This is a genomic window from Palleronia sp. LCG004, from assembly GCF_032931615.1.
In the GTDB taxonomy this organism is placed as follows: Bacteria; Pseudomonadota; Alphaproteobacteria; order Rhodobacterales; family Rhodobacteraceae; genus Palleronia.
Window position 1 is genome coordinate 87,709 of record NZ_CP136763.1, and the last position, 24,756, is coordinate 112,464.

Sequence of the window (24,756 nt, forward strand, 5' to 3'; positions counted from 1 at the left end):
TTTTTATCTGGCTTTGGCGAGATCGTCGAAGGCCCTGAGGTGCCCGATCAGGGCTTCCATCCGGTCGACGGGGATCATGTTGGGCCCGTCCGAGGGCGCGCGGTCGGGATCCTCGTGCGTCTCGATGAAGAGCGCCGAGACCCCGACGGCACAGGCCGCCCGTGCCAGCACCGGCGCGAATTCGCGCTGTCCTCCGGAGGTCGCGCCCTGCCCGCCCGGCTGCTGCACCGAATGGGTGGCGTCGAAGACGACCGGGTATCCCGTCCGCGCCATCACCGGCAGACCGCGGAAATCGCTGACCAGCGTGTTGTAGCCGAAGGACGTGCCGCGGTCGCAGAGCAGGATCCGCTCGTTGCCTGTGGACGCGATCTTGGCCGCGACGTTTTCCATGTCCCAGGGGGCCAGGAACTGGCCCTTCTTCACATTGATCGCGGCACCCGTTTCTCCGGCGGCGAGAAGGAGATCGGTCTGGCGGCAGAGGAAGGCCGGGATCTGGATCACGTCGCAGGCCTCGGCCGCGGGGGCGCAATGCTCGGGCAGGTGCACGTCGGTGAGCGTGGGGCAGCTGAATTCGGCGCGGATCTTCGACAGGATCCCCAGCCCCTCCTCGAGGCCGAGCCCGCGCGTCGATCCCAGCGACGAGCGGTTGGCCTTGTCGTAGCTCGCCTTGAAGACGAAGCGCGTGCCGGTGGGCGCGCAGGCCTCGGCGATGCGTTCGGCCATCATGCGTGCGTGATCGAGGCTTTCGAGCTGGCAGGGCCCGGTGATGAGCGCGAACGGCTCCCGCCCGCCCACTGCGATGTCGCCGATCTCGACGATCCGCGTCTCGATGAAGTCCATCACGAAAGCTCCCTCAGCGCGGCCTCGATGCGGGGGCGGTCCTCGGGGTTGTTGAGCTCCCAGAAGACGCGGCCGCGCCCCTCGACCTCGACGCAGGCGACGGCCGTGCCGTTCTCGAGGAATCTCAGCTGTTCGAGCCCTTCGAGCGTCTCGAGCGTGCCGGGGGCCCAGCCGGTATAGGCGGCGAGCGTTCCGGGGCGGTAGGCATAGACCCCCACATGGTGGAAGACCGGGATCGGGTCGGGCAGCTTGCCGGGATCGATATAGGGGATCACTTCCTTCGAGAAATAGAGCGCGTGGCCCTTCGCATCCATCACCGCCGTGGTGCCGCCCACGCGGCCCGCCGCGCGATCCTCGCGGAAATGGTCGTAGCTCGTCCGATCGCAGCGCAGGACGGGCGTCGCGACCTGGGCTTCGGCATCGCGCTCCATCGCCGCCATCAGGTCCTCGATGAACCAGGGCGGCGTCAGCAGCGCGTCGCCCTGCAGGTTCACGATCAGGTCGGCCTCGATCCCGCCCGCCGTGAGCGCCTCGGCGCAACGCTCGGTGCCGTTGCGCGCGGTCTCGGAGGTCATGATGACATCGCCGCCGAAGCCGCGGACATGCTCGGCGATGCGCTCGTCGTCGGTCACGACATGCACATCCGAGACACCCTCGACGGCCTGCGCCGCGTCCCAGCTCAGCCGGATGAGGCTGCGCCGCGTGCCGTCGGGCAGTTCGATCTCCGCCAGCGGCTTGCCGGGATAGCGCGTCGACGCATACCGCGCCGGGATCAGGATCACCGTCTTCATGCCGCTCTCCCAGAAGTTCAAACCCGACCTACCGTCAATGCCAAAGACGGTAAACCGTGGACAGCAAAAGGCGGCGGCCGGGGTAATGCATGGCTTACCAGATGTCGGCCCTGTTCAACGCGACGACGCAGCTCGGCACCCCGCAAAGGACCGGCATCTGTCGACCGGTCAGGGATTGCCCGACCCATCCGTGAGGATGGCTGAGCGGCAGGGGCGCACGCGCCTGATCCTCGACAATCGGAGCGAAGCCGACGCGCTCGTAATAGTCCGGATCGCCGTAGGTGATGGCGACTTCCGCCCCCTCGGAGCGAAGCGCCTCCAGCGCGTGGGCGAGCAGGGTCTTGCCGACGCCCCGGCGCTGATGCGCGGGTGCCACTGCCATCGGAGAGAGCAGGACGACATTGCGCGGGTCTTCCGGATAGGTCAGGCGGGTGAACACGGCCGCACCGATTACGTCGCCGTCCTCTTCGGCGCGGAATACATGGATATCGGATGCCGGCGTCTTCGTGAGCAGATCGCGGACCAGCCCGCCGACCAGCGTGCCCTCCTCCACCCCTTCCGATGCGGTGAAGGCCGCGGCGAACAGATCGATGAGCGCCTCTTCGCGTCCCTCGGCACCGGTAGCGATCTTCATGGTCGATCTCCCCTGTCTCGAACGCGGGGTACGATGGTTCCGGCACATACGGCAATGTCGAATACGCGCATCTTGCACGAAGGCCTGGACGAGATCGGAACGGGCTCGACCTATCCGTGTCCGGCGCGCGTCACCCGCCCGTCAAGGGGGGCGGACATCTCCCGACCGGTCACGGACAAATCGCACCTGCATGGGAAACCTTAACGGGGGTCCGCGCGTGTCTTCCGGGTATGGACACAATCCAGACGCGAAAGGAATACCCATGAAGACCTCTCTCGCCGCTACGGCCATCGCCCTTTTCGGCACCGCCGCCCTCGCACAGGACATGACGCCGTCGATCACCGCCTCCGACCAGTCGGTTTCGAACGGTGTCGTTTCGGCCGAGAGCGTGACCGCGCCCGCCAATGGCTGGATGGTGGTGCACCGCACCGATTCCGAGATGGCTCCGGGCCCCGTCGTAGGCTACGCGCCGCTCAGGATGGGCGAGAACGACGACGTCCTCGCCATCCTGCAGGAAGACGTGGCCTCGGGCGACATGCTCATGCTCATGGTCCATTCCGAGGAAGGTGGCATGGAGACGGGCGTGTTCGAATACACGCTCGGTGCCACCGAGGACGGCCCGATCCGGGTGAACGACGAGCTCGTGACGGCGATCGTTACCGCCGAGTGACGGAAAAAGGGGGGGTGCGGCCGCGAATCTTTCCCTCCGCAGCCGCACCCGTCCTTCGAGGCCCGCATGGCCGGTCCGGATCTTCGGACGGCCATGCGGGCCTTTTCGTTCCGGGCTGCCGGAACGGCCTTGCCCCCGTCCCGGCCCGACGGTAGCAGATGCGTGCTTCGGTCCGTGCCACAGCACGGTGAATAGGGAATGCGGGTCGGGCCCTCATCGAAGGGTCCTCATCCGCAGCTGCCCCCGCAACTGTAGGCGGCGAGCGATGCCGGAACATGCCACTGCGCGGAACGTCCGCGTGGGAAGGCCCGGCAGAGCGACGACCCGCAAGCCAGGAGACCTGCCGAAGCGATCACCCTGTCGGGCCGCGAGGGGCGCGCGCGACTACGGAAAAGATCGCTTTTTCCGTCCGTGGTGACGTTCTCGTCGTCTGCGGACGTCCCTTGCCGGGCCGGTCGCGGGCGGATCATGTCCCACCCCGCGTTCCGGCAGACGCATGACAGCCACCGGAACGCGCTCTGCAACGGGAGCAAGCGCAGCCCATGCGTTTCCACCTTCTCTCCGCCGGCCTCGGCGCGGCCCTTCTGGCCTCTCCCCTCTCGGCCCAGACCACGGTCTCGAGCGACGGCATCTCGGAGGCACCCTTCGACCTCGGCACGCTGCTGCTCTCTGGCGGGCTCACGCCCTTGCGTTTCGGCGACTATGCCCGCGCGGCAAGCGTCGTGACTGCGGAGGAGATCGAGCGGCGGGGCATCGCGACCGTGCAGGAGGCGTTGACGGCGCTTCCGGGTCTGTCGGTCGGCGGCACCTCGGAAAGCCTGACGCAGATCCGCATCCGCGGCGGCGAGGGCAACCACACGCTCGTGCTCATCGACGGGATCGAGGCCGCGGGCGGTGACGGCGAATATTTCCTCTCCGGCCTTTCGACCGAGAATGTCGACCGCATCGAGGTGCTGCGCGGGCCGCAATCGGTCTTCTACGGGTCGAACGCTTCGTCGGGGGTCGTGAATATCGTAACGCGCACGGCCGAGACCGGCACGCGCTACGGCGGCAGCGTCGAGTTCGGCGACGGCACCGACGCCTCGGGCTACATCTCGTCGCGCGACGATCGCGGCGGCGTGGCGCTGTCGGTCTCGCGGCGCGACGACGACGGCTACGACATCTCGAACAGTGGCGGCGACGAGGACGGGATCCGGCGCGACGCGATCGCGATCAAAGGCGATTACGAGGTCGCTCCGGGGCTGACCTTCGGTGTGATCGCGCGCCATGTGGACGGACGCTACGAATACGATGCGACCGACGGCGCGGCGGCCACCGCCGACGGCTACGTGGTCGATGCGGACGACGTGATCGACCGCGACGAGACCACGCGCAGCCTTTGGGCCGAATACGAGATGCTGGACGGCCGCCTCACCCACCGCCTTGCCTGGGAGAAGACCGATATCGACCAGCAGGTCGAGGGCGGCGACCGCACCGAGACCGACACGCGCGCCATCGAGTACGTGCTGAGCCTCGGGCTCGACGGGCGGCCGGTCGCGACGACGTTGCACCAGCTCAACCTGCTCGTCGAGGACGAGACCGACAGCGCCTCGACCGAACCCGGTTTCGAGCGCTCGAACACCTCCGTCGCGATCGAGTATCGTGGCAATTTCGGCGCGCTCGACGTGCAGGCGGGTCTCCGGCGCGACCGCAACGACCCGTTCGAAGACCAGACGACCTATACGCTCGCCGCCTCCTATGCGGTGACCGAGGCGCTGCGGTTCCACGGATCGGCCGGGCGCGGCGCGGTCAACCCGACCTATACCGAGCTTTATTACGACCAGACCTTCTTCGGGACGCGCTATCTCGGCAATCCCGATCTCGAGCCCGAGAAGAACCGCAGCTTCGATCTGGGCGTCGAACTCGCCTTTGCGGGCGGTCGCGGCCTCGTGGACCTCACCTATTTCAACGAGACGCTGCGCGACGAGATCACAATCGTGCCGGTCTCGGCCACGCTTCTGAGCTACGAGAACGAGGAAGGCGAGAGCGACCGCGAAGGGGTAGAACTCGCCGCGCGCTGGCAGGTGAACGACGCGCTGTCGCTCAGCGCCGCCTATACCTATCTCGATGCGAAGAACGGCGATGGCAGCATCGAGATCCGCCGCCCCCGCAACGAACTGGGCTTCGCCGCGAGCTATGCTTTCGCGGACGACCGTGCGGTGATCTCGGGCAGCCTGCGCCATGTCGATGGGCTTTTCGACGACCGGTTCTTCGGCGATTTCGCGCAAGGGGTCGAGATCGACAGCTTCACCACCGTCGACGTGGCGGCGCGCTATACGCTCACCCCACAGGTGGCGCTGACCGCACGGGTCGAGAACCTCTTCGACGAGGAGTATCAGGAGGTGCTGGGCTATCAGCAGCGCGGACGGACGATCCATGCGGGCCTCGCGGCGAATTTCTGAAGCCCTTCTCGCGATCGGACTGGCCCTGCCCGCCCAGGCAGGGCCGGACGGCGCAACCGGCGGTATGGCCGACCCACCGCGCCGCGTCGTGTCGATCAATGTCTGCACGGACCAGCTCGCCATGATGCTGGCGGGCAAGGACCAGCTCGTCTCGGTGAGTTTCATCGCCTCTGATCCGCGCATGTCGGCCATGACGGACGAGGCCGCGGCCTATCCCGAGAACCATGGCCGGGCCGAGGAGATCTATCTGCTCGCGCCCGACCTCGTGCTCGCCGGGATCTTCTCGCGGACTGCGACGGTCGAGATGCTGCGCCGCCTCGGTATCCCGGTCGAGACCTTCGAGGATGCGGAAAGCCTGTCGGACATTCCCGGCCTGATCCGGCAGATGGGGCGTGCCCTGGGCCGCGAGGCAGAAGCGCAAGCGATAGTCGCAGAGTTCGAGCGAGATCTCGCCACACTGCGCGCCGAACCCGAAGGCCTTGCCCCCCGCGCCGCGCTCTATGCCCCGAACGGCTATGCCGCAGGGAAGACGGGCCTTTCGGGCGAGATCCTGGCAGCGGCGGGATTCGACAATGCCGCCGGAGAGACCGGCGGGCGGATGCCGCTCGAACAGCTGGCGATGGCCGACCCGGATCTCGTCCTCACCTCCGAGACCTATCCCGGTGCCTCGCGCGCCGAAGAGATCCTCGATCATCCCGTGCTCGACGCCTTCAATACCGAGGGGCGCACCGGACGCATCCGCGGCGCCGAGAGGGTCTGCGGCACGCCGCATGTCCTTCGCGCCATCGCGGACCTGGCGGCCCTGCGACGCGCCCACGACACGCCAAGATGACCCGGCTCCTCCTCGCGCTCGGGACGTTGGTGGCGGCCCTCTCGCTCGCCTCGCTCGTCGTGGGCCCGGCGGGGATCGGGCCGCTCGCCTCCCTGAAGGCGCTGATCCTCGGCGGCGAGGGGCCACTCACCCTCGTCATGCGCGAGATCCGATTGCCGCGCACGATCCTGGGGATATTGGTGGGCGCGGGGCTCGGTGCCTCCGGCGCGGCGTTGCAGGGCTATCTACGCAATCCGCTGGCCGAACCGGGTCTCATCGGCGTCTCGGGCAGCGCGGCATTGGGTGCGGTGCTGGCGCTCCAGACCGGGATCGCCTCGGCTTTCGCGCTTGCCCTGCCGCTTGTCGCGCTGGCCTTCGCGGGCGCGGGCGTGGGCCTCGTCGTGGGGCTGGCAGGGCCCAGGGGCGGATCGCTCACGCTCATCCTCGCGGGGATCGCCGTCTCGTCGCTCGCTGCGGCGCTCGGCGCGCTGGTGCTCAACCTCTCGCCCAATCCCTTTGCCGCGAACGAGATCGTCTTCTGGATGATGGGATCGCTCGCCGACCGATCGCTCCTCCATGTCTGGCTCGCAGCACCCTTCATGATCGCAGGTGCCATCCCGCTCTGGCGGATGCGCCGGGGCCTCGACGCGCTCACGCTCGGCGAGGATGCGGCCCAGGCGATGGGCATCCGTCTCTCGCGACTGAGGCTCGCGCTCGTCGCCGGAGTGGCCGCCATCGTCGGCGCGGCGACGGCGGTCGCGGGGTCCGTGGGATTCGTGGGTCTCGTCGTGCCGCACGTCCTGCGGCCTTTGGTGGGAGCGCGGCCTTCGCGGCTGCTGCCGACCTCGGCGCTTGGCGGCGCGGCACTGGTTCTCGCCGCCGACATCGCGGTACGCGTCATCGTGCCCGAGCGCGACCTGAAGCTCGGCGTCGTCACGGCGCTCATCGGCGCGCCGGTTTTCCTGAGGCTCGTGCTCCGCGCGCGGGCGGAGGGACGGACGTGACGCTCTTAAAACTGTGCGATCTCTCGGTCCGGCTCGGCGGGCGATCCGTCCTCGACCGTGTCTCGCTCGAGGTCGGCGCGGGCGAACTCGTGGGCCTCGTGGGCCCGAACGGGGCGGGCAAGACGACGCTCCTGCGCGCGGCGATGGGGCTCGTGCCGGCGACGGGCGAGAGCTCTCTCGCCGCGATGGAGCCGCGGGCCCGGGCACGCCACGCGGCCTTCCTCCCGCAATCGCGCGAGATCGCCTGGCCCGTCGCGGTGGAAGATCTGGTGGCGCTCGGCCGCCTGCCCCACGGGGGCGGGGGGCCGGCCGATCGCGCGGCCGTGGATGCCGCGCTCGACCGGATGGATCTGGGGGCACATCGCCACCGCGCGGCCACGGGGCTTTCGGGCGGAGAACAGGCACGGGTCCTGATCGCCCGGGCGCTCGCGCAGGAGGCGCCGCTTCTCATGGCCGACGAACCCGCGGCCGGACTCGATCCGGCGCATGCGATCTCGGCCATGGCGACCTTCCGCGCGCTCGCGGCCGAGGGGCGCGGCCTCGTCGTCACGATCCACGATCTGGGCCTCGCCGCGCGGCATTGCACGCGGATCGTTGCGATGAGCGAGGGGCGCATCGTGGCCTCGGGACCGCCGCGAGAGGTGCTCGACGCAACGCATATGCGGCGGATCTTCTCGGTGACGTCCTTCTCGGCCGAGGCGGCTGGCGGACCGGTTTTCCAGCCACTCGATCTCGTGGACCGGGAGGGCGGCTGAGCCCCTCCGGTCCACGCGGTCGTTTCAATCGCCGTTGCGGCGCTGCCGTTTCTTGAGCATGCTGGACATGCTCTCGATCATCCGGAGCCTTGGATAGAAGGCCGCCCCGAGGAGGGAAAAGCGGTCGCGGTCCTCCTCGGGGATGGCGAGCTTCAGTGCCTTGAGGCTATGATAGCCCGCGAAGATCACCATCGTGTTGAAAACGACGTTGACGGCCGTGCCGCCCGAGAAATTGCTCCAGCGGGCCCAGAGTTCGGGGTCCATGAAGTTCCGGATCCCGTCCCAGTAGAGTGTCCGCGTAAAGACCGCGAGATGCATGAGCAGGAGCCCTGTCGCCAGGTGGCGCACCAGCCCTTCGCCCCTGATCGACAGGCGGACGAAGCCGTATCCCACGAGACCCGTCGCGAATGCCGCGAGATAGGCCGAGACATGGCTGAGTTCCTGGCTGAATTCAGTGAGTGTCATCTCTGTCCTCATGTTGTGGATCCCGTATGTCGACGGGGGCCTGCACCCTCGCTTCCATCAGCGCGATGAGCGAACTGCGCAGGGTATCGTGGGCCTCGGTATTACGGGCGATGGCGTGGTCGAGAGTCGTAGAAGGCGAGCGCCGTCGTCGCACTCGTCCCACAATCCGTTCGAAGATCCGCCGGAACGGGACGATCAATCGTCTCATGTGGTCATGCGCCCTCCTGAACTTCGACGTTACGCGAAGATCCAAAGCGAACTCGCCGTCCGGATCCCTGTCGAAAGGCTCGGAAAAAACGCTTGAGCGGCAGTGAAGCGACCGCGCGCAGCAAAGGCCCGCGCGCAGAAGATTGTGGATGTGCAGCACGCCCACCGGGCGGGCGACATCGTCGACGACGAGAAGCGCCGAGATGTTGTGAGCGTTGAGGATCGAGAGCGCCTCGGCCGCGAGCGTTCCGACACCCACCGTGACCGGGTCGCGCGTCGCGACCTCGCCCGCGCGTCACTCCATGAGGCCCGCCATGTGGCGGCGCAGATCGCCATCGGTCTCGATCCCGGCGAGCCGACCCTCGTCATCCGAGACCGCCGCCACACCGAAGCCGCGCGCCGTCATCACGACGAGCGTCTCGCCCATCGACGTCTCCTCCGAGACGAGCGGCAGCTCGGCCTCTCCGTGCATCAGATCGTCCACCCGGGCGAGCTGCGCGCCGAGCTTGCCGCCCGGATGGAAGATCGCGAACTTCTCGGCCGCGAAGCCACGCGCCTCCATCAGCGCAACGGCGAGCGCATCGCCCAAGGCCAGCGTCATGGTCGTAGAGCTCGTGGGGGCGAGCCCCATCGGGCAGGCCTCGGGTGCTGCGGGCAGCGTCAGCCGCCATGTCGCGGCGCGCATGAGCGTGCTGCGCTCGGCGCGCGAGATCCCCGCGATCGGCACCCTGAACCGCGCGCAGTAGGCCAGCATGTCCGAAAGCTCGGGCGTCTCGCCGGAATTCGAGATCATCAGGCAAATGTCGCGCGTTCCGATCATGCCGAGATCGCCGTGGCTCGCCTCGGCGGGAGTGCCGGTCGAGGCAAGCGTTGCCGCGATCTTGGTACCAACATGGCCCGACTTGCCCATGCCCGACACGATCACCCGGTGCCGATCGCGCCGATCGCCTCGACCGCGCCCGCAAAATCGGCGGGCAGCGTCTCGCCGAGCAGATCGAGCGCGCGGGCCTCGGTCCCGATCACCCGGCGCGCGGCCTCGACCGGATCGTTCATGCCGATTGCGCCGCGGGGCGGCCCATGTTGTCGTCATGCATCGCGATCGCCTCCTCGAGATCCTCGAAGAAGGTCAGGTGACCGTTCTCGAGCACGATGCCCGCATCGCAGAACCGACGCAGATCGTCGGTGTTGTGGCTCACGAGGATCGCCGAGGCGTTCTTCATCCGCTCGGTGAAAAGCGCCTGGCTCTTGCGGCGGAAGGCCTTGTCGCCCACCGCCGTCACCTCGTCGACGAGATAGGTGTCGAACGGGATCCCCATCGAGGTGCCGAAGGTCAGCCGCGAACGCATGCCGCTCGAATAGGAGCGGATCGGCATGTGGTAATGCTTGCCCAGCTCGGCGAAATCCTCGACGAAATCCTCAAGCTCACGCGTGTCGACGCCGTAGACGCGCGCGAGGAACCGCACGTTCTGCGCGCCGGTGAGGTCGCGGTGGAACGAGCCCCCCAGCCCCACCGGCCATGAGATTGATCCGTCCGAGACGATGCGCCCCTCATCGGGCTGCAGCGTGCCCGCGATGAGCTTCATCAGCGTCGACTTGCCCGCTCCGTTGCGTCCCAGCAGCGCCAGCGAATGCCCCGTCGGCAGGACGAGGTTCAGCCGGTCGATGACGACCTGCCGGAAGCCCTTGAGGTTGAAGCTCTTGGTGAGGTTCTCGAAGACGATCACGACGGAACCCCGGCTTGCCGGAATTCCGCCCGTCCGGAGCCGAAACCGTCTGCCGGGCCGTTCCTGTCTCGCCCCTCACCCACGGTCACGGATGGAATAGTAGACGAGCGCCATCACCGCCCAGAGCAGCATCAGGAACAACCCCGTCATCGCGACGATGATCGTACGGCGGGGGAATTCGGCCACCTCGGGCAGCGTCGGCGGGATGTAGGTCGCAAGATAGCGGCTCTGGCGCTGCGCTTTGGCACGAGCCAGATCCACCGCCGCGAGGGCCGCGCGATAAGTCTCCTCGGCGAATTGGCGATCGACGGCGAGACCTTCGTATTCTGCGATGAGCGAGGGATAATCCTCGCCCACGCCGCCCATCCGCGTGTCGTCGCTCGTGAAGCTCGCGCGCTCGTCGGCGATGCGGCCGCGGATCACCTCGATGCGCTGCTCGACCTGACGCACGCGCGGATCCTGCGCGTTGGCAGTCTGCTGCAGCAGATCGTATTCGATCAGCGCCTCGGCGAGCTGCTGCTGCAGGTTCGTCATCACCCCCATCCGGCCCTGCATGTCGGCTTCGGGATCTACGATCTGGGTGCGGGTGCGGAACGCGGTCAGCGCGCCGCGGGCCGCGCGCAGGCGGTCGCGGGCCTCCTCCAGATCGGCATTTGCATAGCGCATCGCATCCTCGCGCGCCTGCAGGTTCAGATCGTTGATCATCTGCTGGCTGCGCGCGACGATCTCGCGGTTGATCGCATGGGCCGTTCCGGGATCGAAGGCGAGCGTCTGCACCTCGATGAGGCCGTTGCTCTGGCTGAAGGTGATCTGCACCTTGCCCTGCCAGAAGCTCTGCAGCTCCTCGATCGACGGGTCGGGCCAGAGCGCGAAGACCGGATCGCCCGGGAAGGGCGCGGTATAATGTTCCACGAGACCGAGCTCGGCATCGACCTCGCGCACCATCTCCTGGCTCTGGATGAACTCGTAGAGGATGTCGGCATCCGATGAGACCGGCGCGCCGGTGATCGAGGCGAGCCCGCCCAGCAGCTCGGAGGCGCCGCCGCCCTCTTCCTGACGGATGGTGAACCCCGTGATGGAGGCGTATTGGTCGACCGCGAAGATCCAGAGATAGAGGATCGTCGCCATGAGTGGCATGCCTACCACCGCGAGGAAACTTAGGCCCAGACCCCAATGGCGTGGCTGCATCCGCGCGGGCCGCGCCATGGGCCGCTCGGCCGGACCCTCGACCCGCGCGCGGGCACCGTCCTGACCGCCGCCCTTGCCGCCTCCACCCTTGCCGCCGGGCGGGAGCGTTTCGACGCGGCCTTTGGGTGTGTCGGCTTCTCCCGGCTTGTCGGGGGCCTTCCGCGCCGTCTTTTCTGCAGCCTTGTCGGGGGCGTCTCCGGAGGCGGCCACGGTCGTCTTCGGCTCCGCGTCGCTGCGCGCGGCGGCCCCGTCGTTCGGCGTGTTCATGCGGTCTCTACGCCCCGGACGTGGTTTGTGTTTCCTGCGGGGGTCTTACATATTGGGCCGCGCAATTGCCAGTCTCGCGAAAGCTCCCGATGCCCCGCAATCCCGTCTTTCCGCCCGGAGGGCCGCAGCGACCCGCGAAACTCAGGCGCGTCAATCGCAGCTTTCCGGCCATGCGTTCGGTCATGGCGCTCGTCCTGCGCGAGATGTCGTCTCGCTACGGACGGTCTCCGGGCGGCTATCTCTGGGCGATCATGGAGCCCCTGGGCGGCATCCTGGTGCTGTCGATCGGCTTCTCGTTGCTGGTGCGCACGCCCTCGCTCGGCAATTCCTTCCTGCTGTTCTACGCGACGGGGTACCTGCCCTTCCAGATCTACATGTCGGTCTCGAACGCGGTCGCACGCAGCGTGAGCTATTCCCGCGCGTTGCTGTTCTATCCGGCGGTCACATGGCTCGACGCGATGATCGCGCGCACGGTGCTCAATTCGCTGACCGGGCTTCTCGTGACCTACATCCTGCTCACGGGCATCTTCGTGATGACCGAGACGCGCACCGTGATCGCGCTCGGCCCTGTGGCGCTGTCGCTTGCGCTAGCCATTGCGCTCGGCGCGGGCGTGGGCGCGTTCAACTGCGTGATCTCGGGCCTCTTCAAAGCCTGGGAGCAGATCTGGTCGATCGCCATGCGGCCGATCTTCATCGTCTCGGGCGTGTTCTTCCTCTACGAGGACATGCCGCCCAACGTGGCCGCGATCCTGTGGTGGAATCCGCTGCTGCACATCACCGGCCTGATGCGCAGGGGGATCTATGCCACCTATCGGGCCGATTACGTCTCGATCACCTACGTGCTCGCCGTCAGCCTCGGCGCTCTCGCGATGGGTCTTCTGCTGATGGGCCGCTTCCATCGCAAGATCCTGAACGAGTGACGGGGTCCGCCATGGCGCGCACCGCCTCGATCCCGATCCCGAGCCGCCGGCCCACCCCGTCGCGCACTGCGCGCGCAAGGATCGCGCGGAACCGGTCGGCATCCGCGCCGTAATGGCGCGCGTCGCTCCGCCATTTGGCGATCAGCACCGGTGCGAAGAGCCAGAAGAGCACCGGACCCGCCGCGTGGCGATACATGACGAGGCGGTTGCGGAAGAGGTAGTAGGCCTTCCAGAGTGGCGCGATCCGCGCGACGCCCCCGCCGGGCGCGTAGGTCGCGCAATCGTGTTCGAAGGCCATGTTCGGATCGAACAGGATCTCGATCCCTGCCGCGCGCATCCTGAGCGAATAGATCGCGTCGTCGCCATAAAGGAACAGCGCCCCCTCGGGATAGCCCGTCACCTCGATCGCCGCGCGCGGCACGAAAAGGCCCACGAAGGATCCCATGTCGACGGGCCTGAGTGCGGTGCCATCGTAATCGGCTGCCCCCATGTGATAGCCGTCGCGCCCCCCGCCCCCGAGCGTGCGCCAGAGCGCTGAGGGCCGCGCGAAGGGATTGAGGCCGGGGCGGTTCATCTCGCAGATCCCGCCATCGGGATAGCGCACCGCCGCCGCATAAGCCGTGCGAGGATCGCGCGGGACCGCGTGGAAATCCGCGAGCGCGCCCGGAGCGGGCCGTGCGTCGTCGTCCATTACCACGACCCAGTCGGGGGCCAGATCGACCATCGCGTGGCGCATCCCCGCCTCGAACCCGCCCGCACCGCCGCGATTGTCGGGCAGGCGCAGGACATGGAGCCGCGGGTCGGCCATGTCCTCCAGCCATTCGCCGGTCCCGTCGGCCGAGGCATTGTCGACGACGAGGATCGCGGCAAGCTCTCCGGGCGGGCTCTGCAAGAGCCGCGCGAGCGTCACCTTGAGCTGCGCGAGACGTTCGTGGGTGACGACGAGTGCCACGAGACGGGCGTGCGGGGAGGAGGCGGTATCGCTCATGCTGGCCGCGCTTGTCGGGGTGCTCTCGCACAAGGTCAAGTGACAGTGGGGGGACGACCTGCTAGGGCATCGCGCAAAACGAGGGACAGACCCATGCTAGAGATCGAAGAGACCCCGCTTCCGGGCGTTCTGATCCTGACGCCGAAGCGGTTCGGCGACGATCGCGGCTTTTTCGCCGAAACCTGGAATCGCAAGCGCATGGAAGAGGCCGGAATCGAGATCGATTTCGTGCAGGACAACCATTCGCTCTCGGCGCGTGCCGGCACGCTCAGGGGGCTTCATTTCCAGTCGCCGCCCCAGCCCCAAGCCAAGCTCGTGCGCTGCGGGCGCGGCGCGCTTTTCGACGTCGCCGTCGACATCCGCGTGGGCTCGCCCACCTACGGGCAATGGACGGGGGTGGAGCTTTCGGCCGTGAACGGACGCCAGCTCCTCATCCCCGAGGGGTTTCTGCACGGCTTCGTCACCCGCGAGGACGACACCGAGGTCGTCTACAAGTGCAGCGGCTACTATGCGCCGGATTGCGACGGCGGCGTCGCCTGGAACGATCCCGAGATCGACATCGACTGGGGCCTCGACGGGGCCGACCCGATCCTGTCGGACAAGGACGCCAAGGCCCCGCTCCTGTCGCAGATCGGCAGCCATTTCGAATGGAGCGCTTCATGAAGATCCTCGTCACCGGCGGTGCCGGGTTCATCGGATCGGCGGTCGTGCGCCGCGCCATCGCCGAAGGCCACGAGGTCGTGAACCTTGACGCGCTGACCTATGCGGCCTGCCTCGACAACGTGGCCTCGGTGGCGGATGCGCCGGGCTATGCCTTCGTCCAGGCCGATCTGCGCGATCCCGATGCGCTCGGACGGGCCTTTGCCGATCATGCGCCCGATGCGGTGCTGCATCTCGCGGCCGAAAGCCACGTGGACCGCTCGATCGACGGGCCGGGCATCTTCGTCGAGACGAACGTGACGGGAACCTACAACCTGCTGCAGGCCGCACGCGCCCATTGGATCGAGCGCGGCCGCCCTGAAAGCTTTCGCTTCCACCACGTCTCGACCGACGAGGTGTTCGGCTCACTGGGCGAGACCGGCTTCTTCACCGAAGAAACGCCCTATGCCCCGAACTCGCCCTATTCGGCGTCCAAGGCGGCTTCGGACCACCTCGTGCGTGCCTGGGGCGAGACGTATCAGCTGCCGGTGCTGCTCACCAATTGCTCGAACAATTACGGCCCCTACCACTTCCCCGAAAAGCTCATCCCCGTGGTGATCCTGAACGCGCTGGCCCATCGCGAAATCCCGGTCTACGGGCAAGGCACGAACGTGCGCGACTGGCTCTATGTCGAGGATCACGCCGACGCGCTCCTGACCGTTCTCACACGAGGAAAGGTGGGGCGGAGCTACAATATCGGCGGCGAGAACGAGGCGCGCAACATCGATCTGGTGACCACGATCTGCGGGATCCTCGACCGGCTGCGCCCGCGCGAGGCACCTTACGCCGATCTCATCACCCATGTGGCTGACCGCCCCGGACACGACCAGCGCTACGCGATCGACCCGTCGCGCATCCGCGACGAACTCGGCTGGCGGCCCTCGGTGACGCTCGAGCAGGGGCTCGAGAAGACCGTGCAATGGTATCTCGACAACGAGAATTGGTGGCGCGCGCTGCAAGACCGCCAGGGGGTCGGAGAAAGGCTCGGAAAATCATGAAGGTCCTGGTCTTCGGTCGCACAGGACAGGTCGCCACCCATCTGGCGGGCTACCCCGAGACGACCTGCCTCGGGCGCGAGGCCGCCGATCTGAGCGATCCGGCCGCCTGCGCGGCCCTCATCGCCGAGACGGGTGCCGACGCGATCGTCAACGCCGCTGCCTACACGGCCGTCGACCGCGCCGAGGAAGAGCCCGAGCTCGCCCGCATGGTCAATGCCGAGGCCCCCGGGGCCATGGCGCGCGCGGCGGCCGAGCGGGGGATACCGTTCCTGCATGTCTCGACCGATTACGTCTTCGACGGCAGCGGCAGCGATCCGCGCGGCACCGACGCGCCTACCGGGCCGCTCAACATCTATGGCCGCACCAAGCTCGAGGGCGAGGAAGCCGTGCGCGCGGCCGGCGGGCCGCATGCGATCCTCAGAACCTCGTGGGTCTTCTCGGCGCATGGCGGCAACTTCGTGAAGACCATGCTGCGCCTGTCGGAGACGCGCGACGCGCTTCGCATCGTCGACGATCAGATCGGCGGGCCCACACCGGCTGACGGCATCGCCGAGACGCTGATGATCATGGCCCGCGCCATGGCCGACGGCCAGCCCGGCGGCACCCATCACTACGCGGGCGCGCCCGGGACCTCGTGGGCGGACTTCGCCCGCGAGATCTTCGCCGCTGCGGGCCGCAATGTCGCCGTCGAGGGCATTCCGACCTCGGAATACCCGACGCCCGCGGCCCGACCGCTCAATTCCCGGCTCGACTGCGCGGCCCTGACCCGCGATTTCGGCGTGCCGCCTGCCGATTGGAAGGCTGCGCTGAAGGGTATCGTCTCCGAGCTCACCGCCTGAAAGATATTTCGCGCGCGAAACCTTCGCGCGCCCCATTCCCGAGAGGATGTTTCCACATGACCGACCGCAAGGGCATCATCCTGGCCGGAGGCTCCGGCACGCGGCTCTATCCGATCACCATGGGCGTCTCGAAGCAGCTCATGCCGATCTACGACAAGCCGATGATCTACTACCCGATCAGCGTGCTGATGCTGACGGGCATCCGCGAGATCGCGATCATTACCACGCCTGAAGATGCCGACCAGTTCAAGCGCTCGCTGGGCGACGGGTCGCAATGGGGCCTGAGCTTCACCTGGATCACGCAGGACAGTCCCGACGGCCTTGCCCAGGCCTATCTGCTAGCCGAAGATTTCCTCGCGGGCGCGCCCTCGGCGCTCGTGCTGGGCGACAACATCTTCTTCGGCCACGACCTGCCGCAGATCCTGCTCGAAGCCTCCGAAAAGGAGAGCGGCGGCACCGTTTTCGGCTATCGCGTGGCCGACCCCGAGCGCTACGGCGTCGTCGATTTCGATGCCTCGGGCAAGGTAAACGCCATCGTTGAGAAACCAAAGATCCCGCCCTCGAACTACGCGGTGACGGGTCTCTACTTCCTTGACGGGACCGCGCCCGAACGCGCCAAAAAGGTCACCAAGTCCGATCGCGGCGAACTCGAGATCGTGAGCCTTCTGGAGATGTATCTCGACGAAGGCACGCTCGACGTGGCGCAGATGGGGCGCGGCTTTGCCTGGCTCGACACCGGCACGCACGGATCGCTGCTCGATGCCGGCAATTTCGTGAGAACGCTCTCGGAACGGCAGGGACAGCAGGTGGGCTGCCCCGAAGAGATCGCCCATGCCAAGGGCTGGATCGACGACGCCACCCTGCGCGCCCGGGGCGAGAAATTCGCCAAGAATCCCTACGGGCAGTACCTGCTCGGCCTGCTCAAGGAGTGATCCACAGGAAGACGGTGCCGCGCCCTTGAAACCCCGGGGCCGGAACGCCCATCTGAGCGCGATCCGGCCGCTTTTCGTGCCGTCTCACGAGACATCGACATGGTCTACCTGCAGCTCGCCCTCGGCTTCGTGCTTCTCGTCGCGGGAGGAGAGGCATTGGTCAGGGGGGCCGTCGCGGTTGCGGCGCGGATGGGCGTTTCTCCGCTCCTCGTGGGGCTCACCCTCGTGGGGTTCGGAACCTCGACACCCGAGCTCGTGACGAGCCTGCAGGCCGCCATCGACGGGCGTCCGGGCATCGCGATCGGCAACGTCGTCGGTTCGAACATCGCCAACATCCTGCTGATCCTCGGCATCGCCGCGGTGATCGCGCCCATCGCGGCCGCGCGCATGGGATTCCTGCGCGACGGGGTCGCCTTCGGAGGCGCGGCACTGCTGTGCATGGCGGTGGTGCTCCACGGCACGCTCGAGCGGTGGCTGGGCCTCGTCCTCGCGGGCGCGCTCGTCGTCTATCTCGTCGTAGCCTATCTGAGCGACCGCGGTGATCCCGACGCGGTGGAGACGGGCGAAACCGCCCCTGCCCGACCCGGCGCGCTATGGGCCTCGCTCGCACTCGTCGTAGGGGGGATCGCGGTCACGATCCTCGGCGCGCGCCTGGCAGTCGACGCGGCGGTGGAACTCGCGCTCCTCTGGGGGATGAGCGAGACGGTCGTGGGCCTCACCATCGTCGCGGTGGGTACCTCGCTGCCCGAACTTGTGACCTCGGTCCTGGCAGCGCTCAGGCGCGAGCAGGCGATCGCCTTCGGCAACGTGGTGGGATCGAACATCTACAACATACTTGGGATCCTCGGGGTCACCGCGCTCGTCCTGCCGGTCGAGGTGCCGCCACAGATCGCCCGGCTCGATATCTGGGTGATGATGGCCGCGACGCTGGCGCTCGTCCTGCTCGTGGCCGTTCGGCAGCGCATCGGCCGTCTTGCCGGAGCGGCCTTTCTCACGGGCTATGCCGGCTATACCGGCTGGCTCGTGGCGATGGCGTGAAGGCGGCCATGTCCGAAAGTTGAGTTGCCGCGGCGGCACCCCGCGCCATATCGGCCTGCAGGACAGGATCGCAGAACGGATTTCCCGATGGCCGCACTCACCGACAGCCACCACCGCTACGGTTTCGTCACGCGGGTGCTGCATTGGGGCATGGCGCTGCTCTTCGCCGCGCAACTGGCCTCGGCGGCAGCGCATGCGCTGCTGCCCCGAGAGCACGCGCTGCGCGAGACGCTCTGGAGCTACCACCCGACGCTCGGTGCCACGCTCTTCGTGCTTGTGCTGCTGCGCGGGGCCTGGGGGCTGTTCAACCTGCCACGCCGACCGCCTCATTCAGGTACGCTCGGCCGCGCAGCGGTGGCGGGCCATGCGGCGATCTACGCGCTCATGGTTGTCGTTCCGGGGGTGAGGCTCCTCGCCGCTGCGGGGGGGACGCGCGGTTTCGACTATCTGGGCTTCCGGATCTTCGCCCCGCGCGAGACCGAGATCGCCTGGATGCAGGCCCCGGCCGAGCTGCATGGCGAGATGGGCTGGATCCTTGCGGTGCTGATCGCGGGCCATGTCTTCATGGCGCTCGTCTGGCATCGCCTCGTCCAGCGCGACGAGGTGCTCGGACGCATGGCCGGCTGAGCGAAGGGACGGGCAATGTTTCGCACGCGAAACATTGCCCGGTAACGCGCGCTCAGAATGCGGTCTTGTCGGCTCCCTTGAGTGAGAGGATCTCGCGGGCTTCCTCGGGGGTGGCGATCTCGAGCGAGAGGCTTTCGAGCATTTTCTTGGCCTTCTCCACCTGATCGGCATTGCTGCGCGCGAGCGTCTTCGGCGCGATCCAGAGCGAATCCTCAAGCCCGACGCGGACATTGCCGCCCATCGCCGCGGCCTGGGCCGCCACGCGCATCTGCGCGGCTCCCGCCCCCAGCACCGACCAGCGATACTCCTCGCCGAAGAGGCGCATCGCCGTGCGGCGCATGTGCATCACATCCTCGGGATGCGCGCCGATGCCGCCCAGAAGGCCGAAGACCGTCTGAACGAAGAGCGGCTCGCGCGCGAGACCGCGATCGACGAAATGTTTGAGGTTATAAAGGTGGCTCACGTCGTAGCATTCGAACTCGAACCGGGTGCCGTTTTCGTTGCCGAGTTCGAGGATCGTCTGGATATCGCGGAACGTGTTCTTGAAGACCAGATCGCGGCTTTTCTCCAGATGCTCGCGCTCCCACTCATGCCGAAATTCCTTGAAGCGGTCGAGCATCGGATAGAGCCCGAAATTCATCGACCCCATGTTGAGCGAGGCGAGCTCGGGCTTGAACTCGGTTGCGGGGCGCATCCGCTCCTCCACGCTCATATGCGGGCTGCCGCCGGTGGTGAGGTTGATGACCGCGCCGGTCGCCTGCTTGATCTGTGGCAGGAATGCCTCGAAGGCGCGTGGGTCCTGTGTGGGCTTGCCGGTCTCGGGGTCACGGGCGTGGAGGTGCAGGACCGAGGCACCCGCCTCGGCCGCGGCGAGGGAGGCCTCGATGATCTCCTCGGGCGTGACCGGCAGATGCGGCGACATCGAGGGCGTGTGGATCGCGCCCGTCACGGCGCAGGTGATGATGACCTTTCTAGGTCCCGGCATTCTCGTCTCCTCCCGTTTCTCGGATCGCGCGCAAGGCCACCGCGCGCGATCGGGCCCCGGGTCGCGACGGGCCATCCTAGACATGTCGGAGGGCGGTGATCCAGATCGAAAGCCTACCCTGGCGAACGCAGCCCGAAGGATCGGGACAGATCTTTGCGGCCTTCTGAAACCGCTTTCGATCCGATTCGTGGATCAAGGTTCAAGGCCGTCAATTCGCCTTCAGGTGGCAACAATGAAGGATCTATCGTGATATTAGCGCCAATTTTAAACATGACACACGCAATGCGTGCTTGCGACACAGCGCTCGGGGTATAGCAGCCGTCATGTCAAACCTGACTTTCCCTTTCGTAATTCTCTCCGTGGCCCTCGGGACCGCAGGAACGGCCGGGGCCGTGTCCGTCGACGAGATCCTAGCCGCGGGAGGAAGCGGTGGGCAAAGCTCCGACATAAGCGACGTCGCGACTCTTTTCCGCGCGGCGGGGGGGATGACCGAGACGGCAGCTGGACGGCGCGCGTTCCGCATCGCGCCGGGTGCCGCAATCGCCGAGGATCTCGGAGACGCGGGCACCGGGCTGTCGGCCACCACCGCCACGGGATCGAACGAAGCGGGCCTCGTCGTCGGCGCGCAGCTGAGCGCCGACGGCACACATGCCGTTCTCTGGGCCCCCGAGGGAATGCGAGATCTAGGCGATCTGCCCGGCGGCGGGACCGACGCGATCGCCCATGCCGTCAACGCGGCGGGCCATGTCGTCGGCCGTGCCACGAGCACGGAGGGTACACGTGCCTTTCTCTGGCGACCCGAGGAGGGAATGGTCGATCTCAACGATCTGACGACCACCGAGGGGGGCCTGATCCTCAGAGATGCGCGCGCGATCGACGGCGCGGGCCGGATCGCGGGGATCGCCGAGGATGCGGAAGGGCCGCGCGGCTTCGTCTGGGACCCCGAGACGGGGCTGGTCGATCTCGGCACCTCCGAGGGCGGACTGCGCCCCGTCGCCATGACGGGGTTCGGGCCGGACGGGGCGGTGGTGGGCCGCGCGCGCTCGCCCGAGGGTCGGGAGCGTCCGATCCTCTGGAGTGCCGGGGACGGGATCCGCGATCTCGACACGCTGCCGGGCGGTGCGATCTCGGGCACGGCGCGGGCAATGGGCGATGCGGGCGAGATCGTCGGACAAGTCGTGACCGAACGTGGCCGCCGCGCCTTTCTCTGGGACGAGGTGGCGGGGATGGTCGACCTCAACGACCTGATCCTGGCCTATGAGGGCGTGACGCTGCGCGAGGCCGTCGATATCGACGCGAACGGACGGATCCTGGCCTACGGGCCGCGGGACGGGGCCACGCATGTCTTCGTGCTCGAGCCGGAGGCCAATGCGCTGGCCGAGGCCGCCGGCATCGACGTGGCCGATCTCGGGATGGGCTATGACAAGGGGCTCGGCTCGGGGAGCTACACGCTTACCGATCTGGGAGCGTTCCTGACCGATGACGGGGTGCCGACGCTCGCCATGGACGAAAGCGGCGGGATCGTGGGCGGCTGCGAGGTGACGGCACCCGCCTGTCCCTATCTCGGCGATCTCGAACTGGTGACGAACCTCTTCGAGGAAGACGTGCCCTTCGTCGACTGGGACCGCCCGACGCCGCCCATCGTGACACGGACCGGTACGCCCCCGGGCCCGAATGTCGGTGGTCCCGGCAGGCCCGAGAGGACATCGCCCCCCCTGCTGCCGCCGGGCGGCTGGTTCCCCGGCGGAGGTGGCGGCACGTCCGATGGCGGAAACGGTACGCCCGGCAGTGGCGGGAATGGCGGCAGCACGCCGGGAGGCAGTGGCACGCCCGGTGGCGGCACTCCGACCCAGCCAAGCCTCGAGATCCCGGCAATTCCGCTGCCTCCGGCGGGAATTGCGCTCTTCGCAGCGTTGAGCCTCTTGGGTGGCTTCGGGCGACGGCGTCGCGGCACCTGAACCGGTACGACGCCGAACCGCCTAGCAGGCGCGCATGCCCAGGGCGATGAGGTCTTTTCCGCTTACACGCAGAAGGCCGTCGATCTCGTGCCGTGCGGTCTTGAGATACCATGCACGGATCTGAGGCGGGTAATGTGCCGCGATCAGGGTCGAGGCGCGTTCGAACGCGCCGGGCGCGAGCCTCTGGCCCGATCGCGATGGGCCGTGAAAGCCGAAGACCGTGTACGGCGAGACGCAGGCGGTCTCGAGCCCGATCAGCATCGTGCATGCTGAATAGCAGACCGAGCCGACAATGCGCACGTCCCTGCCCTCCTGGCGCAGGGCCCCGATCTCGCGCATCCGCGCGAGGATCTGACCGCCGCGATCGTCGCCCACGACGAGGGCCGGCTGCCGCAGGGCGGCACCTGCCGACGGCGCATGGCCAAGCCCCCCAACCAGCGTCAGACAGGCCAGTGCCAAAATCTTCCACCAGCGAGGATTGCGAGAGCGGATCCGGGACATGAGCGCGTTCCTTTCGCGCCAGACGAAACCACCGGAGCCATGCCTGCTCAAGACCGGAATGGGACGGAACGATGTCTTTTACTTAAAGTTGAAATAGGCTTTTATCACAACTTGAGGGTTATTAACGATTTGGCCAGGGTTTCGACGACATTCTGAACGCACAGTTCGGTAACGTTTCCGAATGCATGGTTCGGTAACGCGTGGAGGAGGACAAAATGGCACCGGCACTCGTCGTCATAGCTGCCGTTTTCGCTTACGCTGCAGGGGGATTTGCCCTTTGGGCAGGTGCAGGGTGGTTCGTTGCGTTGCTGGTCCTGTCGGGCTCGGGCACGGTGATCCTGCTCGGCTTCGTCCTCGCCGTGGCCCTCGGAGAAGAGCGTCGTACCGTCTCGAACCACGCGACCGCGACGGATCCCGCCCACTAGATCCATCGCGACACTCTGCGACATGGCGACGCGTGTCTTCCGGGCGTGGGCCTTCAAAGCGTGTCTGCGTCTACTTTTAGTAAGGCGCGCTTCGTAAAGTAGCTTTTCGAAGCGTGCCCTCAGGCTCGACGTGACGCGCGCGTTCGGCTGAAGGCAGCCATGAGCGCGCCGCCCACGAACCCGCCCAGATGCGCCTGCCAAGCCAGGATCGCATCGCGCAGCACGTAATCGGCCACTGACAGCACCGTGAGCAGCAGGCACAGAAGCCCCGTCTTGATCGCCGCGAGGCGCGCGCCCCGTGCAATGGCATCGCGGTGGTTGAGGACGACAAAGGCCCCCACCAATCCGAAGACGCCTCCCGACGCGCCCACCATGGGTGCCAGGCTCGGATAGAGCACCGAATAGGCGATCGCGCCGCCCAGCACCGAGGCCCACCAGATCTCCCACACCGCGCCGGCGCGGAAATGGCGGGTGAGCCTTCGTTCCAGCCAGAAGAGAATCGCCATGTTTCCGAGAAAATGCGGGATCCCCGCATGGACCACCCAATAGGTGCCGAACATGGTGACGGGGCGGACATCCCAGCCCTGCCACGCGCCCAGCCGTCCCGGCCAGAAGCCGAGCAATTCGATGATCCAGTAACGCGGCAGCGCGCCCCAGGGCAGGATGGCGAGTACGATAAGCACGAGTTCGACCAAGCCGCAGATCCCGGCGATCCAGAGGAATGGCGAACGCAGACGCAGGAACGGGACGGGATCTCGCATGGCGCAGATGTGCCGCCGATCTCGTCGCAGGACAAGGTGCGGGACGAAAGGGGCGCGACGATCGGCCGAAATAGCGCACGGATCGCACCATGCGCCCGAGCCGGCACCCCTCTTCTGCCGAAACAGTGGGCGGGGGCTTTTAGCCCCGGGGTGTCGCCGCAATCTCTGTCAGAACCGCTTCGAAGCGCGCAGAGGCAGGTGCCAGATCATGCGCCTCGGCCGTGCGGCGGGCCGCGCGGGACATGGCGGTCCAGTTCGCATCGTCCATCCCGGCCATTTCGAGGATGGCTTCGGCGAATATCTCCGGGTCACGCTCCAGAAGGCGGCCGTTCTCGCGTGTCACCAGATCCTCCGCCGCGCCGGCCCGTGCGGCCAGAACGGGCGTTCCGCAGGACATGGCCTCGAGAATGGGCAAACCGAACCCCTCGGTGATCGAGGGAAAGAGCCAGGCATCGCAGGCCCCATAGATCTCGGGGATGCGGGATTGCGATGGTCTTTGCTCGAACTCGATCCAGTCGGGCAGTTCCGACGCGGGATGCGATCCGAACGCGATGCAGCGCAGATCGGGCCGACGGCGACGTGCGGCCTCCATCGCGGCGACGGCGAGTTCGATGTTCTTGCGGGGCGTCCTTGTGTTCAGAAAGCCCATGCAAGGCGGATGACCACGGTGCCTTTCGGGCATGCGGAAGACGGTGGTGTCGACCCCGTTCACAGCCAGATGCGCAGGCTGGTCGTAGTTCTCGCGCATGACCCTTTCGAGCCAAGAGGCCACGACGATCTTGTGCGTGGGTCGTCGGTAGACGGCCTCGACACGGTCGCGCGGCAGGTTGGGAAAGACCTCGTGATCCTGGATGAAATGGGCCTGGACACCCTTCTCGGGCGGCAGGTTCCGAAACGCCTCCACCGTCTGCCACCAAGTAGCGACGATCACGTCCGCATCGGGTAGATCCTCCGGCCCCAGGACATGATCCGTGGGGAAGAGGACGACATCGAGCCCCCGAGACGAAAAATGATCCTGGCCTTCGATCTCCTGGAACGGAGGCTCGCGGCGCATCAGCCTGCGCAGGGTGGCGCGCAATCCGGTGGGTCGCATCTTCTTCTGCCCGACGAGTGTGACCGAATGCCCCTCGTTCAAGAGATATTGCGCGTGTTGCGCGACCACGCGCAGCCCACCCGCCAAATCGTTCACGTAGGGCAACAGGAAGGTGATCTTCATCATGGCTCCGGGGGACAGGGGTCGGATTTCGGGATACCCGCTCCGGCTGCCCGCGCCAAGGACGTGGTCGCA

Annotated in this window: 25 protein-coding genes, 1 pseudogene and 1 riboswitch; of the genes and pseudogenes, 14 read left to right on the plus strand and 12 right to left on the minus strand. The window is 67.2% G+C overall.

What is annotated here, in order from left to right; all coding sequences use genetic code 11:
- Positions 1-3: 3 nt before the first annotated feature.
- The 3 genes from kdsA to RVY76_RS18485 form a co-directional block, all read right to left on the minus strand.
- A complete protein-coding gene (gene kdsA, locus RVY76_RS18475) occupies positions 4-840 on the minus strand; it encodes a 3-deoxy-8-phosphooctulonate synthase (RefSeq protein WP_317377871.1) in 837 nt (278 codons plus the stop codon).
- Positions 840-1,631, minus strand: a complete 792-nt coding sequence (locus tag RVY76_RS18480) for a manno-octulosonate cytidylyltransferase (protein ID WP_317377873.1) — start codon at positions 1,629-1,631, stop codon at positions 840-842. The genes kdsA and RVY76_RS18480 overlap by 1 nt, the downstream gene beginning before the upstream one ends.
- 94 nt (positions 1,632-1,725) lie before the next feature.
- A complete protein-coding gene (locus RVY76_RS18485) occupies positions 1,726-2,313 on the minus strand; it encodes an N-acetyltransferase (protein ID WP_317377875.1) in 588 nt (195 codons plus the stop codon).
- A 214-nt stretch (positions 2,314-2,527) separates the two neighbouring features.
- On the opposite strand from RVY76_RS18485, the gene RVY76_RS18490 reads away from it, so the two are divergent.
- From RVY76_RS18490 to RVY76_RS18510, 5 genes are all read left to right on the plus strand, one after another.
- Positions 2,528-2,935, plus strand: coding sequence for a hypothetical protein (locus tag RVY76_RS18490; protein ID WP_317377876.1), 408 nt, complete (start codon positions 2,528-2,530; stop codon positions 2,933-2,935).
- 151 nt (positions 2,936-3,086) lie between these two features.
- Positions 3,087-3,298: riboswitch (cobalamin riboswitch) on the plus strand.
- 179 nt (positions 3,299-3,477) lie between these two features.
- Complete coding sequence (locus RVY76_RS18495) at positions 3,478-5,376, plus strand: TonB-dependent receptor plug domain-containing protein (protein WP_317377879.1); 1,899 nt, start codon at positions 3,478-3,480, stop codon at positions 5,374-5,376.
- On the plus strand, positions 5,351-6,208 hold the full coding sequence (locus tag RVY76_RS18500; protein WP_317377881.1) for an ABC transporter substrate-binding protein: 858 nt from the start codon (positions 5,351-5,353) through the stop codon (positions 6,206-6,208). The genes RVY76_RS18495 and RVY76_RS18500 overlap by 26 nt, the downstream gene beginning before the upstream one ends.
- Positions 6,205-7,191 carry an iron ABC transporter permease gene (locus RVY76_RS18505; RefSeq protein WP_317377883.1) on the plus strand — a complete coding sequence of 329 codons (987 nt, stop codon included), beginning with the start codon at positions 6,205-6,207 and terminating at the stop codon, positions 7,189-7,191. The genes RVY76_RS18500 and RVY76_RS18505 overlap by 4 nt, the downstream gene beginning before the upstream one ends.
- Positions 7,188-7,946 (plus strand): ABC transporter ATP-binding protein, encoded by a 759-nt coding sequence (locus RVY76_RS18510; protein ID WP_317377885.1) that lies wholly within the window; start codon positions 7,188-7,190, stop codon positions 7,944-7,946. The genes RVY76_RS18505 and RVY76_RS18510 overlap by 4 nt, the downstream gene beginning before the upstream one ends.
- Before the next feature lie 24 nt (positions 7,947-7,970).
- On the opposite strand, the gene RVY76_RS18515 is transcribed toward RVY76_RS18510, so the two are convergent.
- The 4 genes and pseudogenes from RVY76_RS18515 to RVY76_RS18530 all read right to left on the minus strand — a co-directional run bounded on the left by RVY76_RS18515 (position 7,971) and on the right by RVY76_RS18530 (position 11,797).
- Positions 7,971-8,411, minus strand: a complete 441-nt coding sequence (locus RVY76_RS18515; RefSeq protein WP_317377887.1) for a hypothetical protein — start codon at positions 8,409-8,411, stop codon at positions 7,971-7,973.
- 328 nt (positions 8,412-8,739) lie between these two features.
- Positions 8,740-9,671, minus strand: a pseudogene (locus RVY76_RS18520) (SIS domain-containing protein); the annotation flags it as partial.
- Positions 9,668-10,342, minus strand: coding sequence for an ABC transporter ATP-binding protein (locus RVY76_RS18525; RefSeq protein ID WP_317377889.1), 675 nt, complete (start codon positions 10,340-10,342; stop codon positions 9,668-9,670). The gene RVY76_RS18525 and the pseudogene RVY76_RS18520, both read right to left, overlap by 4 nt.
- Before the next feature lie 75 nt (positions 10,343-10,417).
- Positions 10,418-11,797 (minus strand): sugar transporter, encoded by a 1,380-nt coding sequence (locus RVY76_RS18530; protein WP_317377891.1) that lies wholly within the window; start codon positions 11,795-11,797, stop codon positions 10,418-10,420.
- Positions 11,798-11,886: 89 nt separating this feature from the next.
- Between RVY76_RS18530 and RVY76_RS18535 the strand changes: the two genes are divergently transcribed.
- Positions 11,887-12,717 (plus strand): ABC transporter permease, encoded by an 831-nt coding sequence (locus RVY76_RS18535; protein ID WP_317377893.1) that lies wholly within the window; start codon positions 11,887-11,889, stop codon positions 12,715-12,717.
- Here the strand turns inward: RVY76_RS18535 and RVY76_RS18540 are convergent.
- Positions 12,647-13,705: a glycosyltransferase gene (locus RVY76_RS18540; protein ID WP_317377895.1), complete on the minus strand. Its 1,059-nt coding sequence runs from the start codon at positions 13,703-13,705 to the stop codon at positions 12,647-12,649. The two genes, RVY76_RS18535 and RVY76_RS18540, sit on opposite strands and share 71 nt — an antisense overlap.
- A gap of 93 nt (positions 13,706-13,798) precedes the next feature.
- On the opposite strand from RVY76_RS18540, the gene rfbC reads away from it, so the two are divergent.
- The 6 genes from rfbC (at position 13,799) to RVY76_RS18570 (ending at position 18,838) form a co-directional block, all read left to right on the plus strand.
- The gene (gene rfbC / locus RVY76_RS18545; protein WP_317377897.1) at positions 13,799-14,368 is read left to right on the plus strand and encodes a dTDP-4-dehydrorhamnose 3,5-epimerase; all 570 of its coding nucleotides are present in this window, start codon (positions 13,799-13,801) and stop codon (positions 14,366-14,368) included.
- Positions 14,365-15,402: a dTDP-glucose 4,6-dehydratase gene (gene rfbB, locus RVY76_RS18550; RefSeq protein ID WP_317377899.1), complete on the plus strand. Its 1,038-nt coding sequence runs from the start codon at positions 14,365-14,367 to the stop codon at positions 15,400-15,402. The genes rfbC and rfbB overlap by 4 nt, the downstream gene beginning before the upstream one ends.
- A complete protein-coding gene (rfbD, locus tag RVY76_RS18555; RefSeq protein WP_317377901.1) occupies positions 15,399-16,241 on the plus strand; it encodes a dTDP-4-dehydrorhamnose reductase in 843 nt (280 codons plus the stop codon). Before rfbB ends, rfbD begins: the two co-directional genes overlap by 4 nt.
- Positions 16,242-16,297: 56 nt before the next feature.
- The gene (rfbA, locus tag RVY76_RS18560) at positions 16,298-17,173 is read left to right on the plus strand and encodes a glucose-1-phosphate thymidylyltransferase RfbA (protein WP_317377903.1); all 876 of its coding nucleotides are present in this window, start codon (positions 16,298-16,300) and stop codon (positions 17,171-17,173) included.
- Positions 17,174-17,272: 99 nt separating this feature from the next.
- Positions 17,273-18,211: a calcium/sodium antiporter gene (locus RVY76_RS18565; protein ID WP_317377905.1), complete on the plus strand. Its 939-nt coding sequence runs from the start codon at positions 17,273-17,275 to the stop codon at positions 18,209-18,211.
- 87 nt (positions 18,212-18,298) lie between these two features.
- On the plus strand, positions 18,299-18,838 hold the full coding sequence (locus RVY76_RS18570; protein ID WP_317377906.1) for a cytochrome b: 540 nt from the start codon (positions 18,299-18,301) through the stop codon (positions 18,836-18,838).
- Positions 18,839-18,890: 52 nt separating this feature from the next.
- On the opposite strand, the gene RVY76_RS18575 is transcribed toward RVY76_RS18570, so the two are convergent.
- On the minus strand, positions 18,891-19,823 hold the full coding sequence (locus tag RVY76_RS18575) for a 3-keto-5-aminohexanoate cleavage protein (protein ID WP_317377908.1): 933 nt from the start codon (positions 19,821-19,823) through the stop codon (positions 18,891-18,893).
- Positions 19,824-20,308: 485 nt separating this feature from the next.
- Here RVY76_RS18575 and RVY76_RS18580 point away from each other — a divergent pair, with 485 nt between their 5' ends.
- Positions 20,309-21,781 (plus strand): hypothetical protein, encoded by a 1,473-nt coding sequence (locus RVY76_RS18580; protein ID WP_317377910.1) that lies wholly within the window; start codon positions 20,309-20,311, stop codon positions 21,779-21,781.
- A 21-nt stretch (positions 21,782-21,802) separates the two neighbouring features.
- Here the strand turns inward: RVY76_RS18580 and RVY76_RS18585 are convergent, their stop codons facing one another.
- Positions 21,803-22,282, minus strand: a complete 480-nt coding sequence (locus tag RVY76_RS18585) for a hypothetical protein (RefSeq protein ID WP_317377912.1) — start codon at positions 22,280-22,282, stop codon at positions 21,803-21,805.
- Between the two features lie 215 nt (positions 22,283-22,497).
- On the opposite strand from RVY76_RS18585, the gene RVY76_RS18590 reads away from it, so the two are divergent.
- Entirely contained in the window at positions 22,498-22,707 is a 210-nt protein-coding gene (locus RVY76_RS18590) for a hypothetical protein (protein WP_317377914.1), read from the plus strand.
- A 119-nt stretch (positions 22,708-22,826) separates the two neighbouring features.
- On the opposite strand, the gene RVY76_RS18595 is transcribed toward RVY76_RS18590, so the two are convergent.
- Together RVY76_RS18595 and RVY76_RS18600 are read right to left on the minus strand one after the other, a co-directional pair.
- Positions 22,827-23,468 carry a rhomboid family intramembrane serine protease gene (locus tag RVY76_RS18595; RefSeq protein WP_317377916.1) on the minus strand — a complete coding sequence of 214 codons (642 nt, stop codon included), beginning with the start codon at positions 23,466-23,468 and terminating at the stop codon, positions 22,827-22,829.
- A 139-nt stretch (positions 23,469-23,607) separates the two neighbouring features.
- Positions 23,608-24,687 carry a glycosyltransferase family 4 protein gene (locus tag RVY76_RS18600; RefSeq protein WP_317377918.1) on the minus strand — a complete coding sequence of 360 codons (1,080 nt, stop codon included), beginning with the start codon at positions 24,685-24,687 and terminating at the stop codon, positions 23,608-23,610.
- Between the last annotated feature and the right edge of the window lie 69 nt (positions 24,688-24,756).